Origin of the sequence: Photorhabdus heterorhabditis (assembly GCF_001280945.1) — a bacterium.
In the GTDB taxonomy this organism is placed as follows: domain Bacteria; phylum Pseudomonadota; class Gammaproteobacteria; order Enterobacterales; family Enterobacteriaceae; genus Photorhabdus; species Photorhabdus heterorhabditis.
Genome location: NZ_LJCS01000080.1, coordinates 1 through 15,525 on the forward strand (window position 1 = coordinate 1; position 15,525 = coordinate 15,525).

12 protein-coding genes and 1 pseudogene are annotated in these 15,525 nt (G+C 48.5%); all 13 read left to right on the forward strand.

Translation table 11 applies throughout. The annotated features are described in order from the left end of the window. A pseudogene (locus AM629_RS24035) lies at positions 1-228 on the forward strand (hypothetical protein); the annotation flags it as partial. Between the two features lie 2 nt (positions 229-230). Next, the gene (locus AM629_RS18770; RefSeq protein ID WP_054481003.1) at positions 231-1,301 is read left to right on the forward strand and encodes a DUF6708 domain-containing protein; all 1,071 of its coding nucleotides are present in this window, start codon (positions 231-233) and stop codon (positions 1,299-1,301) included. A 2-nt stretch (positions 1,302-1,303) separates the two neighbouring features. Further along, positions 1,304-2,371: a DUF6708 domain-containing protein gene (locus AM629_RS18775; protein WP_054481005.1), complete on the forward strand. Its 1,068-nt coding sequence runs from the start codon at positions 1,304-1,306 to the stop codon at positions 2,369-2,371. A gap of 249 nt (positions 2,372-2,620) precedes the next feature. Then, a complete protein-coding gene (locus tag AM629_RS18780) occupies positions 2,621-3,391 on the forward strand; it encodes a hypothetical protein (RefSeq protein WP_054481007.1) in 771 nt (256 codons plus the stop codon). Then, positions 3,391-3,648: a PAAR domain-containing protein gene (locus tag AM629_RS18785; protein WP_054481009.1), complete on the forward strand. Its 258-nt coding sequence runs from the start codon at positions 3,391-3,393 to the stop codon at positions 3,646-3,648. The genes AM629_RS18780 and AM629_RS18785 overlap by 1 nt, the downstream gene beginning before the upstream one ends. A 3-nt stretch (positions 3,649-3,651) precedes the next feature. Then, positions 3,652-4,905 carry a KPHS_23130 family T6SS system protein gene (locus tag AM629_RS18790; RefSeq protein ID WP_054481011.1) on the forward strand — a complete coding sequence of 418 codons (1,254 nt, stop codon included), beginning with the start codon at positions 3,652-3,654 and terminating at the stop codon, positions 4,903-4,905. Then, the gene (locus AM629_RS18795) at positions 4,902-8,240 is read left to right on the forward strand and encodes an ImcF-related family protein (RefSeq protein WP_235525533.1); all 3,339 of its coding nucleotides are present in this window, start codon (positions 4,902-4,904) and stop codon (positions 8,238-8,240) included. The genes AM629_RS18790 and AM629_RS18795 overlap by 4 nt, the downstream gene beginning before the upstream one ends. Before the next feature lie 3 nt (positions 8,241-8,243). Continuing rightward, positions 8,244-9,845, forward strand: a complete 1,602-nt coding sequence (gene tssA, locus AM629_RS18800) for a type VI secretion system protein TssA (RefSeq protein ID WP_054481012.1) — start codon at positions 8,244-8,246, stop codon at positions 9,843-9,845. An 85-nt stretch (positions 9,846-9,930) separates the two neighbouring features. Then, the gene (gene tssF, locus AM629_RS18805; protein ID WP_054481014.1) at positions 9,931-11,691 is read left to right on the forward strand and encodes a type VI secretion system baseplate subunit TssF; all 1,761 of its coding nucleotides are present in this window, start codon (positions 9,931-9,933) and stop codon (positions 11,689-11,691) included. Continuing rightward, on the forward strand, positions 11,655-12,731 hold the full coding sequence (tssG, locus tag AM629_RS18810; protein ID WP_054481015.1) for a type VI secretion system baseplate subunit TssG: 1,077 nt from the start codon (positions 11,655-11,657) through the stop codon (positions 12,729-12,731). Before tssF ends, tssG begins: the two co-directional genes overlap by 37 nt. Continuing rightward, positions 12,712-13,248, forward strand: coding sequence for a type VI secretion system lipoprotein TssJ (tssJ, locus tag AM629_RS18815; protein ID WP_054481017.1), 537 nt, complete (start codon positions 12,712-12,714; stop codon positions 13,246-13,248). Before tssG ends, tssJ begins: the two co-directional genes overlap by 20 nt. Before the next feature lie 3 nt (positions 13,249-13,251). Continuing rightward, positions 13,252-13,686: a type VI secretion system baseplate subunit TssE gene (gene tssE / locus AM629_RS18820; protein WP_054481019.1), complete on the forward strand. Its 435-nt coding sequence runs from the start codon at positions 13,252-13,254 to the stop codon at positions 13,684-13,686. 21 nt (positions 13,687-13,707) lie between these two features. After that, positions 13,708-15,078, forward strand: a complete 1,371-nt coding sequence (locus tag AM629_RS18825; protein WP_054481020.1) for a VasL domain-containing protein — start codon at positions 13,708-13,710, stop codon at positions 15,076-15,078. Positions 15,079-15,525 lie beyond the last annotated feature (447 nt).

Here is a 15,525-nt window from a genome sequence, read left to right on the forward strand (position 1 = left end):
ACTAGCAAAATACCGCAATGGCCTCAGGAAGTAGAAGACGCTTGTCAGGTTGATCCTGATGACCCGATTAATGTCAATGCCGCGAATAATCCTGTGCATTTATGGCGTTATATTTTGGCGAATCAGACGCGGGAAGAACGTCAGGTGTTATATGATCGTAAGTCATCGGCACATGCGCGTTTGCAAGAGAAAATTGCAATGGCTTATTCAACTTCGGTGGAGGCGTAGTTATGAAATGGAATATTTTGTATAACCCTTATAAATTGAATCGTCCTTTGACTTGGATAGAGAAGCATGATCAACTTTGTCAGGGAAAACCGACTAAGATAACCGCTAAATATGGTCTGTATATTGTTGATCACGATACGGTGATCCGTATGAATTCCACTTATATGGAAACGGTAGATAAATATTACCGAGAGAAGGGATTCGTTAGTTCTCTTACTGCGACGCTCTTTTTTTATTTTTTAGGATTATCGTTATTTTTTGATGTTGACACGATTTTCCGATGTTTCAATGGAGATTATAAGAGTTTACCTGGCTTTTTTATTTACCAACCGTTTGGTGTGTTTTTTTTGTATTTCAGTGGCAAATTTATCTTAAAAGAGTGGTTTGCTACGACACATTATCCCATTCGATTTAACCGCAAAACCCAGATGATCCATGTTTACCGTTTTGATGGCACAGTATTATCAGTTCCCTGGAAAGAGGTGTTTTTTACCCCAACAATAGGGGGTGGTAAGTGGCCGGAGTGGAGTATCAGCGGCCATATTCTGGCAGACGATAAGGAAACGGTATTAGAGACATTTAGTCTTGGGCTTTCTAGTGGGTTAGATGGGTTGGAAGTGATGCCGGGTTATTGGGAGTTTATCCGTTGTTATATGGAGGAAGAGTGTTTACCGGAACAGGTGGATATTATCGCTTTATGCCCTCCCATTGAGAAACAGAAAGAAAGTTATATTTTTGGATTACAGTATCTGATGCGGATGGGTTCTCGTTTGGGTTGGCTTTTTGGATGGATAATGCTGCCAATTGCTCTAATTACCAGTGTTGCCCGTTATATTGCAATGCAGACCAGTAAAATGCCGCAATGGCCTCAGGAAGTGGAAGACGCTTGTCAGGTTGATCCTGATGACCCGATTAATGTCAGTGCCGCGAATAATCCCGTGCATTTATGGCGTTATATTTTGGCGAATCAGAAGCGGGAAGAACGTCAGGCATTGTATGATCGCCAATTATCAGCATATACCCGTTTGCAAGAGAAAATTGCAATGGCTCATCCAACTTCGGCGGAGGCGTAGTTATGAAATGGAATATTTTGTATAACCCTTATAAATTGAATCGTCCTTTGACTTGGGTAGAGAAGCATGATCAATTTTGTCAGGGAAAACCGACTAAGATAACGGCTAAATATGGTCTGTATATTGTTGATCACGATACGGTGATCCGTATGAATTCTACTTATATGGAAACGGTGGATAAGTATTATAGAGAGAAGGGATTTGTTAGTTCTCTTAATGCAACGGTATTTTGTTGTTTCTTAGGAATGGCTTTATATTTTACTGGAAAGACGATCTATCTATCTATTTTGAATGGAGCAATTAAAGAAAATACATTAATGGGATTTATGGTTACGATCCCTGCAACTGTGTTTTTTTTATATTTCAGTGGCAAATTTATCTTAAAAGAGTGGTTTGCTAAGACACACTATCCCATTCGATTTAACCGCAAAACCCAGATGATCCATGTTTACCGTTTTGATGGCACAGTATTATCGGTTCCCTGGAAAGAAGTGTTTTTTACCCCAACAATAGGAGGTGGTAAGTGGCCGGAATGGAGTATCAGCGGCCATATTCTGGCAGACGATCAAGAAACGGTATTAGAGACATTTAGTCTGGGACTTTCTGGTAGCTTGGAAGTGATGCCGGGTTATTGGGAGTTTATCCGTTGTTATATGGAGGAAGAGTGTTTACCGGAACAGGCGGATATTATCGCTTTATGCCCTCCCATTGAGAAACAGAAAGAAAGTTATATTTTTGGATTACAGTATCTGATGCGGATGGGTTCTCGTTTGGACTGGCTTTTTGGATTTATGATACTGTCAGTTGCTCTAATTACCAGTGTTGCCCGTTATATTGCTATGCAGACCAGCAAAATACCGCAATGGCCTCAGGAAGTGGAAGAGGCTTGTCAGGTTGATCCTGATGACCCGATTAATGTCAGTGCCGCGAATAATCCCGTGCATCTATGGCGTTATATTTTGGCGAATCAGAAGCGGGAAGAATGTCAGGCATTATATGATCGCCAATTATCAGCATATACCCGTTTGCAAGAGAAAATTGCAATGGCGCATTCATCTACGGATAAATAAAAGCAAGCATATGAACGAAATTATTGTTCCCGGCTTTATTTTCGACGCGGCTATTTTTCCTGGAAAAAACCGACAAAGGTGTAATGATAGGAGAGGTTAAAGGTGAAAAGGTAAAAAACGAAAAGTAACTGTCTCATGCAAGGAAAATTGAAATTAACAATGAGTTAATGATTTCCGCTCGTCCGAAAGAAAGCTTGTGTAATACAAGAGAAACCGTAAGTTTAGTTAAAATGATTGATTGGAGTTTTTATGAAAAAGTTGAGTATCGTCCTTTGGTTAGGTTTGATTATTGATTTGTTATTTATCGGAGGATTTTTCTATTACGTTCAGTTACAGCAGACCGATCTAAATAGTTTAACTTATCAGGATCAAGAGGCTCTTAAAGAGTTTTATCCTATCGCTAAACTGGCAGCCATTGCTATTGCGATACAGATAGTCAGTGTATTATTGCTTTTTGTTCATAAAAATCTGGCGCTCTTTTTGGCTATGTTGTCTGGTTGTATAACGCTTCCTTTGGGATGTATGTATATAATTGGTTTTCTTATGAGTTATAATAACTTCCGTTTTGCTGAATTGCAGACATTTAATTCAGTAAATAGAAAGCAACTTTCTTCCTACTTGTGTTTTCGTCAGGAACGTTTTTATATCACTACGGTCATATTAGGTGTGGCTGCTTTCTTCCAATTCAGTATTTCCACCTCCCCAATGTGGATATTATTAGTTGTTGCTGCAATCGCGTCTGCCTTTAATGGTATTCGCCTGACTAATCGGCCTGTATTGGGTATTTATGGCGATCAATTGGTAATTACACCTTCTCCATTTAGTAAAACCTATCAGGTAAGTAGTAAACAGGTAACGATGAAGAAAAAAGGTAAAAATACGATTAGCTTTCTTATCCAGACTGATTCATTGAAAGAAACTGTGAAGATTAAGCGTAACCTGATTAAAACCACTGATGATGCCGGTATAGACGAAATTGAAGAAATTGAAAAGAAATTAACAAAACAAGGATCTTTATAATGAAAGGCATTATCCGTATTCACGATAAAACCACTCACGGTGGTCAGGTGTTGAGTGGTTCGCAGAAAATGAAATTCGGCGGTCTCGGTGTTGCACGTAAAACCGATCCGGTTTCCTGCCCGAAACACGGTAATACCACGATTACCGAAGGTCATCCCACGATAAAAGATAACGGCTTGCCGGTGGCCTTTCATGGTCATCACTGTGGTTGCGGTTGCACACTGATGACTTCTTTAAACACGGCAACAGTGAGTTAATGTATGCCCGTAGATATGAGTGCTATTCCCATACTGGCAGAGCGTAAACCGGGGCCGATAATAAAACGTTGGCTGATTGCACTGATGATATTCATATCATTGGGTGGTTGCGCCACCGTTGTGTACTGGCCTGCCAGTGTGCCAATTCATACCCCTTGGTTCTGGTGCTGTTTTCTGGTTTTCCCATTTCTCGCTTGGGCCGGTGCTTTTGGTATCAGGTGCTTGTGTTACCAGATCTGCCAGATATGGTCTGATAGTTGGGATTATGAGCGCGAGGTCTGTTTTTATCAGGAGACACAACGCGGTCAGCGTTATTTAAATGTGCTGGCTCATGTGGTTGATCTTCCGCAAACAGTGATGACAGGTTCACTGGCGACCCAGTTAATGGCACAAAAGGCTGTATTACCTTCATGGGTGGATATGGCTCATGGTCAAGTCGTGCGTCAGATACGTTTCGCTATGCCAGAACGTCCGAGCCGTGAGCGGCTTTACGAAAAAATGGCAGCGCTGTTAGCTGATGAGGCTCTGACCACGGCGTTGCGTCAGTTATCTATTCATTATACGGTTTTCTCGTCGTTACAGATTGATGCGGGTTTAGATGCTGCGGAATATGAAGCTGTCTGGCAGTCAGTCTGGGAAGCTTCGGGTATCCGTACTCCGTTATCAATATTGCCGGGCACGGGGTTAGCTATTATTGATGGCTGGCTGGATACCTCCCGTCATAATGCGGTTTTATTGGTAGTGGCTATTCGGCTGGTGACAGAAGTGATGGACGGGCAGGGTGATACCGCCGTGGCGCTATTGCTGAATTCAACACCCATTCGCCAATCTACTCTGTTCGTACCACAACGTGAACCTATCTCTACGGTACAGGCCACAATACACCGGCCTGAACTGACCCAGGATGATGACATGAAATATGCATTGTCGCAGGCGCTGCTGTGGGCTGATATTCCTTCCGAATCAATTCATCAACTGTGGTTCTCAGGTATGGGATGCGATAACCAGTCTCAGGCGATATCTACGCTATTAATTGATCAATTGCCCAATGTGGGAGAACAGGCTGAAAGGCAGTGTGATATTGACGTTCAAACCGGTTTCACCGGCATAGCTTCGCCTTGGTTAGCTGCTGCTGTTGCTATTGATGCCGTAACCAGCCAAAAGCAGGCGCAATTAGTTATGAGTACGCCTGCACCCGATAGGCTTATTCCCTGGTTTATGGTGATTAAACCAGTGGAAACACAGGAGGCAGTATGAAGAAATATATGACGTTATTCTGGGGTATTTGGGGATTACCATTGGTACTGATAACCCTCTGTAGTCTGATGATATGGTTTAAGCCAGAGTGGTTAAACATACAAGGGCAGCCGTTATTTGAAAAGCAATTGATGTTTCAGTGTTATGTATTGATTGCCAGTGTGCTGTTTTTTCTGATTTTTGCTCTGATAACACGCTTGTTTATCCATGATGCACGTACCGCTTTTCATTACTGGCGGCGACAAAGTGAGGTGCCTAAAGCCATATCTGCATCTCCTGAGCCTGATCCAATATTAAGAGAACTGACCAGCCATTTACGATTTCGTTATGGCTATTTCTGGCGTCGCAAAGTGCGGATATTGATGGTGATGGGTGAGCCGGAACAGGTGGAAGCCATTGCCCCGGGATTGACGAAGCAACACTGGCTGGAGGGCGAGAGTCACCTGTTGTTGTGGGGTGGCAGTTTGCAGGTGCCCCCCGATACCGCGCAGTTAAAGGCACTGCGTAAACTGCGTCGTCGCCGTCCACTGGATGGGGTGGTGTGGGTGATGACCGAGGAACAACTCAGCCAGCGGTCAGAGATAGATACCGCCTTGCGGATGCTGGAGAAACAGGGGCAACAGCTTGGCTGGCAGGCACCGCTGTATGTGTGGAATGTGCAGTGCAGCCGCTGGGACCAGCGCGACCGCCCAACCCAGACCGTCGGCTGTTTCCTGCCCGAGGAAGGCACGCCCGAGCTGCTGACTGAAAGCCTGAATACCCTGCCGTCCCAACTGGCGACCAGAGGCATGGCGCAGGCATTAGCCGAAATCCGTCACGATTTTTTATTACGGCTGGCCCAGTCGATGCGGGACGGCGGGGTGGACCGTCTGGTCCGTCAACTGACGCCGCTGTTAAACCGGCCATCGGTCTGGCTGGCGGGGGTGATGTTCAGTTTACCGCTGGCTGCGCAGCCGGGGATGACCGAACATGGCTGGCTGGTGGAAGCGAGCTGGAACGGGGTACTGGACGATGTGCGCCATGTCCGGGGTAACGCGGTGGGCTTCCCGTGGGAGAAAAGCGCCCAGTGGGGGCTGATTGTGCTGGCCGTGGTGTGGGGCGTGGGGAGTTTCACGTCGTTTTTTGCCAATCGTCATCAGATAACCTTGAGCCGGGAGCAGGTCAGTCAGGCGCGTGACCGGCAGCGCCCATTATCAGACCGTCTGCTCAGTCAGTATGGGTTGCAACGGGAGATTGACCGGTTGCAGTACCGGGCAGAAGCCGGGGCGCCGTGGTACAGCCGCTTCGGGTTAAACCAGAATACCGCCCTGCTTAAGGCACTGTGGCCGGTTTACCAGCGCAATAATACTCAGCTGATACGTGACGAAGCGGCGCAGGTGTTGCATCAACGTCTGACGGAATGGGTGAACCTGCCGCCCGGCAGTCCACAACGTCGTCAGCGTCTGAAAGCGGCTTACGCGCAGCTGAAAGCCTATCTGATGATGGCGCAGCCGGCCAAAGCGAATGCCGTTTTTATGAGCCGGATACTGATGAAAAACTGGCCGCAGCGGGCCGGGGTGAATGATGGGCTGTGGCAAAACACCGGGGAGTCACTGGTGCGGTTTTATGCGCAATATCTGCCGCAGCACCCGGACTGGAAAATCACCGCGGATGCCGGGTTAGTCAGTGAAGTGCGGCGGATACTGCTGACTCAGCTGGGGCAGCGAAATGCGGAAGCGACGCTGTATCAACACCTGCTGCAACAGGTGGCACACAGCTACGGGGATTTAGGGCTGGCACAGATGACCGGGGCTACCGATGCCCGCCGGTTGTTTAGCACGAATAAAGTGGTGCCGGGGATGTTTACCCGTCAGGCGTGGGAAGGTCAGGTGCAGAAAGCCATTGCGGAGGTGGTGGCTTCCCGGCGGGAAGAGATTGACTGGGTACTGAGTGATGGCCGTCAGCCCATTGCGGAAGCGGTTTCCCCGGCGGTGTTAAAAGCCCGGCTGACCGAACGTTACTTTACGGATTTTGCCGGGGCCTGGCTGAACTTCCTCAACAGTGTGCGCTGGAATAAAGTGCATAACCTATCGGATACCATAGACCAGTTAACCTTAATGGCGGATGTGCGCCAGTCGCCGCTGATAGCGCTGATGAACACGCTGGCGTATCAGGGGGAAACCGGCCAGCAGGTGCCGGGATTATCGGATTCGCTGGTGAAATCGGCCCGCAATCTGTTCCAGAAAGCGAACCCGTCCGTGATTGACCCGACCCTTGACCCGAATAGCGGTTCGCCCAGTCCTCTGGACAACACCTTCGGTCCGTTATTAACCCTGATGGGAAAAACCCGCGGCCAGACGCTGATGACGGCAGACAGCACTCTGAGTCTGCAAACCTACCTGACGCGGGTGACGCGGATACGGCTGAAACTGCAACAAATCGCCAATACCGATGACCCGCAGGAGAGAATGCAGGCACTGGCGCAGACGGTGTTTCAAGGGAAAAGCGTGGACCTGACGGACACCCAGTCATATGGCAGCCTGATGGCGGCGAGTCTGGGGGCGGAATGGAGCGGATTGGGTCAGGCGGTGTTTGTGCAGCCGTTAACGCAGGCGTGGCAGACGGTGCTGCAACCGTCTGCGGCGAGTATCAATGCGCAGTGGCAGGCGTCAGTGGTGGCAGATTGGCAGGCGGCGTTTAACGGGCGCTACCCGTTTGTGGAGGAGCAGGATGAGGCGTCGCTGCCGGTGCTGAGGCAGTTTATTCAGGCGGATACCGGGCGGATAGAGCAGTTCCTGCACAGTCAGTTAGGGGGCGTGCTGCATAAAGAGGGCCAACACTGGGTGGTGGATGAGGAGGGGAGTCAGGGACTGCATGTAAACCCGGCGTTTCTGACGGCGATAAACCAGCTGAGTGCATTATCGGATGTGCTGTTGACGAACGGGGGTCAGGGAATGCGGTTTGAGCTGCGGGCGAAGCCGGTACGGGATGTGGCGGAAACGGACTTGACGATAGACGGTCAGAGGTTGCGTTACTTTAACCAGATGGAGAGCTGGCAGCGTTTGCGCTGGCCGGGAGCGGGCGATACGCCCGGGGTGGTGCTGACGTGGACGAGTGTGAACACCGGGGCGCGGGTGTTTGGTGATTACCCGGGAGAGTGGGGGCTGCTGCGCTGGCTGGAGCGGGCAGAGGTGAAAGTGCAGGCAGGTGGACGTTACCAGCTGACGTTTAATGCGCCGGACGGGTTGCCGCTGACCTGGGATTTACGTACGGAGCAGGGGAAAGGCCCGCTGGTGTTGTTGGGGCTGAAAGGGTTCCGATTGCCGAGCCAGATATTTAGCGAGAAAGGGGAATAAACCATGCTGAATCAACTGATAACTCACTGCTTTGCCGGGCGTGATGCGTTGGCAGAAGCACGGGAGAGGGTGGCTCTGTGGGAAAACTGGCTGTTACCCATTAGTGCTGAGGCTCCCGCAGGGAATGATCCGGTTTATAACGACGATTTTCAGCGTATGCGGGAGGAGCTGAACAAGCTCAGTGGCATTGATACCGAGCTTATTTGTCAATTAGCGGAAAAACTGCTGACCACCGAATGTAAAGATGTTCGCGTGGCGACCTATTATGTGTGGGCACGCTTACATCAAGATGGCGAAAGGGGTTTGGCTGATGGGCTGGCGTTACTCGCTGCACTGGTAGATCGTTTTGGTGAAGCCTTGTTACCTGAGCGGGCGGGGAGTCGAAAAGCGGCGCTAGAATGGCTGATTGGCACCAAAATTCAGGACAGTTTGTCACGCTATCCAGAGGTAAACCGTACTGATTTTGAACGCATCGTATCCGCTTTGGTGTTATTGGAACAGACGTTTGCCTCTTGGGATGAAGAGACTCGTCCTACCCTCATTGGGCTGGCAGGTACTCTGGAAAACCGACTGGCTCAGTCTGGTGGTGTGGATGCGGTGGTACCCCAAACGGCGGCTCCGATGCCTTTATCTGGTGGGCTGAGTCATTCATCAGCTCAGGGTGAGTCATCTATATCATGGGGGCAGGTGCAATCCGGGCGTGTTCTGTTGGAACAAGCACGTGAACTGGCGCGTTATCTGCGCGAACAGCCCCAGGGCTGGCTCTCTTCTGCACGGCTGATGCGTAGTGTCCGCTGGGATACCGTGCATCAATTACCGCCTCTGGATGCGGACGGGCGTACCCGTTTGGTGCCGCCACGCACGGAATATCGAGCCTTATTAAAACGGCTCTACCGGCAACAAAACTGGCACGATTTATTGGAGCAAACCGATCGAATGTTCTCGGAAAGTGTTAACCACTTCTGGCTGGATTTGCAGTGGTATCTCTGTCAGGCATTAAACCGATTAGGTAGCACCTATGAAAGCTGGACAGAGATGGTTAAACATGATCTGAGAATGTTACTTGAACGGCTGCCGGGACTGGAAAATCTGGCATATAACGACGGGACTCCGTTTGCTGATGAAGTTACGTCCGGCTGGATAGCCCAACAGGTTAATGACTCTCAGACAGACTGGTCGTTTGTACATTCACCGATGCAGCCTCAGCACGATGATGATGTTTTAGCTCTGGAACCGGAAGCACAGCAACTGGCGGACAGTGAAGGCATAGATGCTGCGTTGCGCTGGTTGGGGCAGTTGCCGAGTATCAACGGAGCGCGTCAGCGCTGGTTACAACGCTTGCTGATGGCGCGGGTGGCGGAGCAGTACGGCAAAAATGAAATGGCCTTGCATCTGCTGGCTGAGTTGAACGCCAATGAGCAATTTAATCTTGGCGAATGGGAGCCAGCACTGATGTTTGAAGTGAAAGCGTGTCTGCTTAAGTTGCTGAGGATGAAAGCGCAGCGCAGTGAACAGGATAAAGCGCGGATGGCACAACGCATGGAGACCTTGTTAGCGGAGCTGGTAGCGATTGATCCGATTAGAGCTGCGGTGCTATGTAGCTGATTTTACTGGTATGAACTTCTTCTTCGGTTCACTCAGGTTGAACCGGTAACGTTATTTTTATGACAACAATCATGAGAACAATCCTATGGATGATTTAATTCTCCGCTATTACGAGGCGGAAATGCACTATCTGCGTGAAGCAGGTAAAGAGTTTGCGTTGGCTCACCCGGATCGGGCGGCAATGCTTAATCTGGACGAAGGACATGATCTTGATCCCTATGTGGAACGGTTACTTGAAGGCTTTGCGTTCTTGATGGGTCGGATGCGTCAGAAACTTGACGATGATTTGCCAGAACTGACGGAAGGATTGGTGAGTCTGCTGTGGCCGCATTATATGCGCACGATTCCCTCACTTTCTATCGTTGAATTAGCACCGGATTACCAGGATTTGCAAAAAAGTGAAAATATTGGCAAAGGGTTTGAGGTGGTATCAAAACCTGTTGGACCGAGCCAGACCCGCTGTTACTACCGGACGACGCGTGATGTGTGCATAACACCGCTGCATATCACTTCTGCCACGCTGCAAAATGAAACCGATGGGCGTTCAGTGATCAGATTGCGTTTTGACTGTGGTCGATTAGCGGAATGGAATAAAGTCGATTTAACGCGGCTGCCTTTGTACCTCAAAGCGAGTAGTCCACTCAGTTCTGCACTGCATCTGGCACTCACCCGGCAGACTCAGAACATTTATGTCCGCGTGTCGGGGATGGAGCGTCGCCGTTTTGAGGGGCATTTTTCACCAATGGGTTTCGATAGCGACGATGTTCTGTGGCCTAAAGGGGAAAGTGCGTTCAGCGGCTATCAACTGCTATTGGAATATTTTACTTTCCGTGAAAAATTTATGTTTGTAGCACTCAATGGTCTGGAAACGTTGTATATCCCTGATGGTACCCCTTGGTTTGAGCTGGAAATGGTACTGGGTGAACTGTGGTCGTATGAGTTGCCATTTTCGGCGGAAAATATCCGGTTGCATTGTGTACCTGTGATCAACTTGTTTAATGTTGAAGCTGATCCGATGCACATTTCACGGATGCAACATGAGTATTTACTGCGCCCGATGCGTATTCAGGATGGTCATACTGAAATTTACTCAGTGGATGAGGTGCTCTCTTCTGGACGGGGTGAAACACAACATTTTGTGCCATTCAGCAGTTTCCGCCATCGGGGAGGCATCATGCGTAATACAGCGCCGGAACGCTACTATCACACCCGTGTATCTCCAAATCCTTCTGGTTTGCATGATACCTGGCTGATCCTCGGCGGTGAATCGTTTGAAAATGATCCAGAAATTGATGATGAAACATTGTCGCTGCGTATCACTGGTACGAATGGTCAGTTATCCCGTAGGGCATTGCGTGATGCGCAACTCGAACAGACATTACAGTCCACTGGCGGCAAACTGAGCGTGAAAAATCTTTGTTCACCGACGTTACCTTGCTATCCCCCGGCGAATGACCGTTTCCACTGGCGAGTACTTAGCCATCTTGGTTCCAACTTTCTTAGCATGATGGATAACCCGGAAGTGCTGCGCGGTACATTGGGACTTTATAACTGGACTAATGATGAGATGAATTGTCGTCGTCTGGATGCCATTGTCGGGGTGAAACATAGCTTGATCCAACGCTTTGAAAAGGGCTATCTGCTGAGGGGCGTTGATATTGAAATGACTCTTAACAGTAATGGTTTCTCCGGTGAAGGCGATATTTTTCTGTTCGGTGAGATGCTGAACCGTTTCTTTTCGCTGTATACCGATATTCATCTGTTTAACCAACTGACACTGGTCCTTCAACCTTCGGAGAGATGTTTGCGATGGAAAGAAAATCACAATCAGCGTATTCCCGGTTAGTGCAGCGACTGGCGCCAAATATTTACGATTTTAACTTCTATCGTTTCTGTCAATTGCTGGAAAGTATACAGAATGGGCGTCCACCTCTGGGCAGCACGATTTCACCGAGTGATGATCCAATACGTTTCCGGCCCCATCCGGGTATGGGTTTTCCTGCCAGTGAACTGAGAAATGCAGAATGGGATGAGGTCCAGCCGGAACAGCTCCCGACAATACGTACTTTATTTCTTGGCCTGTACGGTGTGGATTCCCCGTTGCCTACCGCTTATCTGGACGATATTGCTCAGCGGCGTGAAGGCTATGAAGGTGTGACAGATTTTCTGGATATTTTTAACCACAGGATGATGACTCAGTATTACCGTATCTGGCGTAAATATTCCTATCCAGCCACTTATCATCCGGGCGGTAAAGACGACACATCACAGTGCTTGCTTGGGCTGGTTGGTCTGGGCATACCGGGTAGCCAGCAACAGATTGCTACGCCGGTTTCCCGCTTTCTGGCACTGCTAGGGACTATGCGGTTGCCAACTCGGACCGCCGAAGGGGTCATTAAGCTGGTCGCGTTGCTGGCGCCTCAGACGCAGACACGGGTGACGGCGCATGATCGCCGCCGGGTGTGGTTGATCCAACCGGCCCGTCTGAGCCGTCACTATCCCATTCAGCTCTCCCAGCGTCTGGTGTTGGGTAAAACGGGAACGGATGTTAATAGTCAGATGGTGCTTCATCTTTATACCGAAGATGCCGATGAAGCTCAGGGGTGGTTGCCGCAGAGGGAGTTGCATACCGATCTGTTGGTGTTGTTGCGTGTTTATCTGGGTTGGCGTTGCAGTGTGCGATTACATCTCACTTTACCTAAAGGGATATTGCCACCGGCTCAGTTGGGAAAACAGCGTGTCCGGTTAGGTCGTACCGGTGTATTAGGATTAAAACCGGGAACACAGGCTGTTTCAGGGATGGTGACGATTAATCTGGGAAACTATCAAGGGTTATTGCCAAGTTATCAATATCGGGAGGTCGAGAATGGCAGCTATCAATTTTAAATCAGTCATGATGAGTAGCATGGTCTGGCTGGCAACGGCTGGGTTGGCTGGATGCGGTCTGACTCAGAGCATAACCGACGGCACAGTAGCGGTTACTCAATCCATTTTCCATAAACAAGTGAAGACACTACATCTGGATTTCAACGCTCGCAGTGCGCTTAACACTAATGACGCACAAATGCCATTGAGTACGGTGGTACGAGTCTATCAACTCAAAGACAATAAAGCCTTTGAGCGTGCCAGTTACGCGGAATTGTTGCAAGGTGACAGTGAGGCGCTTAAGTCGGACAGATTGGCACAACGGGATATTAGGGTGGCGCCGAAAGGAAGTGTGATGCTGGATATGCCGATGGAAAAAGCCGCGAAGTTTGTGGCGGTAGTGGGGCTATTCCATACACCGGATGCCACTAATAATGATTGGCGGTTGGTGATCAAGCGTGACGAACTGGATGCGGATAAACCACGCACTATTGAGTTGGGTAACGGCACCGTAACACTGAATCCCATGAAGGAATAACCGATGAAACAGATGAGACCCTCACTTTACGAAATGCTGACGCTTAACTTTAATGAAGATCTGGATATCAATCAGGTCAGTAAACAGGAGCAGGTGATTTTATCCGTACTGAACAATATGCAGCGTATCCTCAACTGCCGTGCGGGTTCGCTCACCCATTTGCCGGATTATGGTTTGCCTGATCTCAACATTATCCTGCAAGAGTTGCCTGCCTCGTCACAGCGTTTGATCGCGACAATTGAACATACATTGCTGGCTTATGAACCGCGTTTGAAACAGGTCAATGTGACATTACTGCCGCAGCTTGAGCCGGCGCATCTGCGTTATGACATCAACGCTGAATTGAAAGGTGTGGGATTGGTGCGTTTCAGCACAGAATTTGTGCCGGAAGGGAAGGTATTGATCCGCCATTTACGCCAGCAAGGGCGTTTAGATTAACTCTTTTTAAGGATAAATATCATGAGCACAATATCATCCGGTTACACCGTACATACTGGGGATGACCCTCGGGCACTGCCTGAATTTCATGCCCTGAAAGAAGAAATCAGCAAACTGAGCCACCCGGCCCGGCCAGATGTTGATTGGGCTAAAGTTGAACAGCTTTGTCTGACGTTATTTCGTTTAAATGGTGTAGAACTGCAAAGTGCTGCCTGGTACACACTGGCTCGCGCCCAACGTGCCGGATTAGCGGGTATAGATGAAGGATTGGCACTGATTGATGGGTTAGTGAGTCATCAATGGTCACAGTTCTGGCCTCAACCCGCTCATGTGCGGGTTGAAATTTTTGCCTGGCTGGTCGCACGTTTGCAACAGGTGTTGCGGACCTGCGTTTTCTCTTACATCGACCTGCCGCTGATTTATCGCACGGAAAAGGTGCTTGAACATCTGTGTGAGGTGCTTCAACGTTTAGAACTGAAACATGTAAGCAAACTCGATAGCTTGCGTGTCCAGCTCCACAACCACGCCCGGCGATTGGAGAGTTTGGAGCAGGAAAAGGGCGCGGTATCTGTCTCTCGTTCCTCAGCGCATGTTCACGAGGACAATACTACGTTGATGCCGACGGAACATCCTCAGCCACAACTGATGTATGTGGTACACGAAACCATCTCTTCTGAACAACCGCAGGTCAAAGTGATTCGGGGGCTGCCTGCATCCGGTTGGAAAGCCTGGCATGGCTTTGTAACGGGTGTTGCATTATGTGTACTGGTTGTAACGGGGGATTGGCTGGTGGACAGGATGCACCAATCACCTTTGATGGAACAGGTTTTGCTGGAAACAGTGCATCCGTTACCGCAAGTATTGCTTTCAACACAATTGGTTGAGTTACATCACCCTGACAATGCGGTGTTATTGAGCCGGTTGCAGGATAAAGCAATAGATGCCAGCCGTACCCAATTGACCCGCTTAGACGCACTGCCGCCATTATGGCGATTGAGCTATAGCTCGCAGTTATTACAGCAGTTACGCACATTATGGCCGGCCAGCCAAACGGTGCAGGATATGGAAAAACAGTGGTTACAGCAACGTGAGGCCACGGCCCTGCCGATGTCGGAACTGGAAAATTACCATCTGGCTCAATCACGGCTACAACAACTGACGGCGCGACTTGATGCACTGGATGAAAAACGCGGGCGTTATCTTACCGGCTCTGAACTGAAATCGATGGTATTTGGCATCAGGCAACCGTTGTCCACTACACCGCCATTGGAAGAACTATTGCGTCAACTGGCGGAGCAGCAAAAAAATGGTGCTGTTTCTCCGGCATTACGCCAACAAATTAATACTCGTTTTAGTCAGTTACTTAATCGCTATTATTTATTGCAGAGGTAGGAGAGTGTTTTAATTATATGATGAAATTCGGTATGAATTTATTAATTAATGAAGATATTGTTTGAGAAAGGGTTTTCTCAGAAATCCCTTTGATGAAATATAACCATAAAGTATTTTCCATGATTTTTATATAAGGTGTTGTGAATGGAAACTTGTATTCATTATTGTTTGTGAATGGGGGTGAATGCTATTATGGATATAATCGATCCAGGTTGGTGGTTTTTTAAGTCTGGTGATTAATCCATTCGATTAAACTGGGTTAAGTTATCTCAAAATTATTTAAATAGCTTTTCATAATTCCGCTACACATGGCCTTCTTCAACCCATTGTTATATATGGAGTTATAAGTGGTATAAGATGTAGCGCTATTTTAGAATCTTATTTAAGTGTTTTTTTACGTATTTAGGGGAGTTATTACATAATATATTGTTGGGAACTATTAATAAT

What these genes read in the sequence shown, in the direction of transcription:
- AM629_RS18770 (WP_054481003.1), top strand. Translation starts at nt 231, where the DNA reads ATGAAATGGAATATTTTGTATAACCCTTATAAATTGAATCGTCCTTTG.
- AM629_RS18775 (WP_054481005.1), top strand. Translation starts at nt 1,304, where the DNA reads ATGAAATGGAATATTTTGTATAACCCTTATAAATTGAATCGTCCTTTG.
- AM629_RS18780 (WP_054481007.1), top strand. Translation starts at nt 2,621, where the DNA reads ATGAAAAAGTTGAGTATCGTCCTTTGGTTAGGTTTGATTATTGATTTG.
- AM629_RS18785 (WP_054481009.1), top strand. Translation starts at nt 3,391, where the DNA reads ATGAAAGGCATTATCCGTATTCACGATAAAACCACTCACGGTGGTCAG.
- AM629_RS18790 (WP_054481011.1), top strand. Translation starts at nt 3,652, where the DNA reads ATGCCCGTAGATATGAGTGCTATTCCCATACTGGCAGAGCGTAAACCG.
- AM629_RS18795 (WP_235525533.1), top strand. Translation starts at nt 4,902, where the DNA reads ATGAAGAAATATATGACGTTATTCTGGGGTATTTGGGGATTACCATTG.
- tssA (WP_054481012.1), top strand. Translation starts at nt 8,244, where the DNA reads ATGCTGAATCAACTGATAACTCACTGCTTTGCCGGGCGTGATGCGTTG.
- tssF (WP_054481014.1), top strand. Translation starts at nt 9,931, where the DNA reads ATGGATGATTTAATTCTCCGCTATTACGAGGCGGAAATGCACTATCTG.
- tssG (WP_054481015.1), top strand. Translation starts at nt 11,655, where the DNA reads ATGGAAAGAAAATCACAATCAGCGTATTCCCGGTTAGTGCAGCGACTG.
- tssJ (WP_054481017.1), top strand. Translation starts at nt 12,712, where the DNA reads ATGGCAGCTATCAATTTTAAATCAGTCATGATGAGTAGCATGGTCTGG.
- tssE (WP_054481019.1), top strand. Translation starts at nt 13,252, where the DNA reads ATGAAACAGATGAGACCCTCACTTTACGAAATGCTGACGCTTAACTTT.
- AM629_RS18825 (WP_054481020.1), top strand. Translation starts at nt 13,708, where the DNA reads ATGAGCACAATATCATCCGGTTACACCGTACATACTGGGGATGACCCT.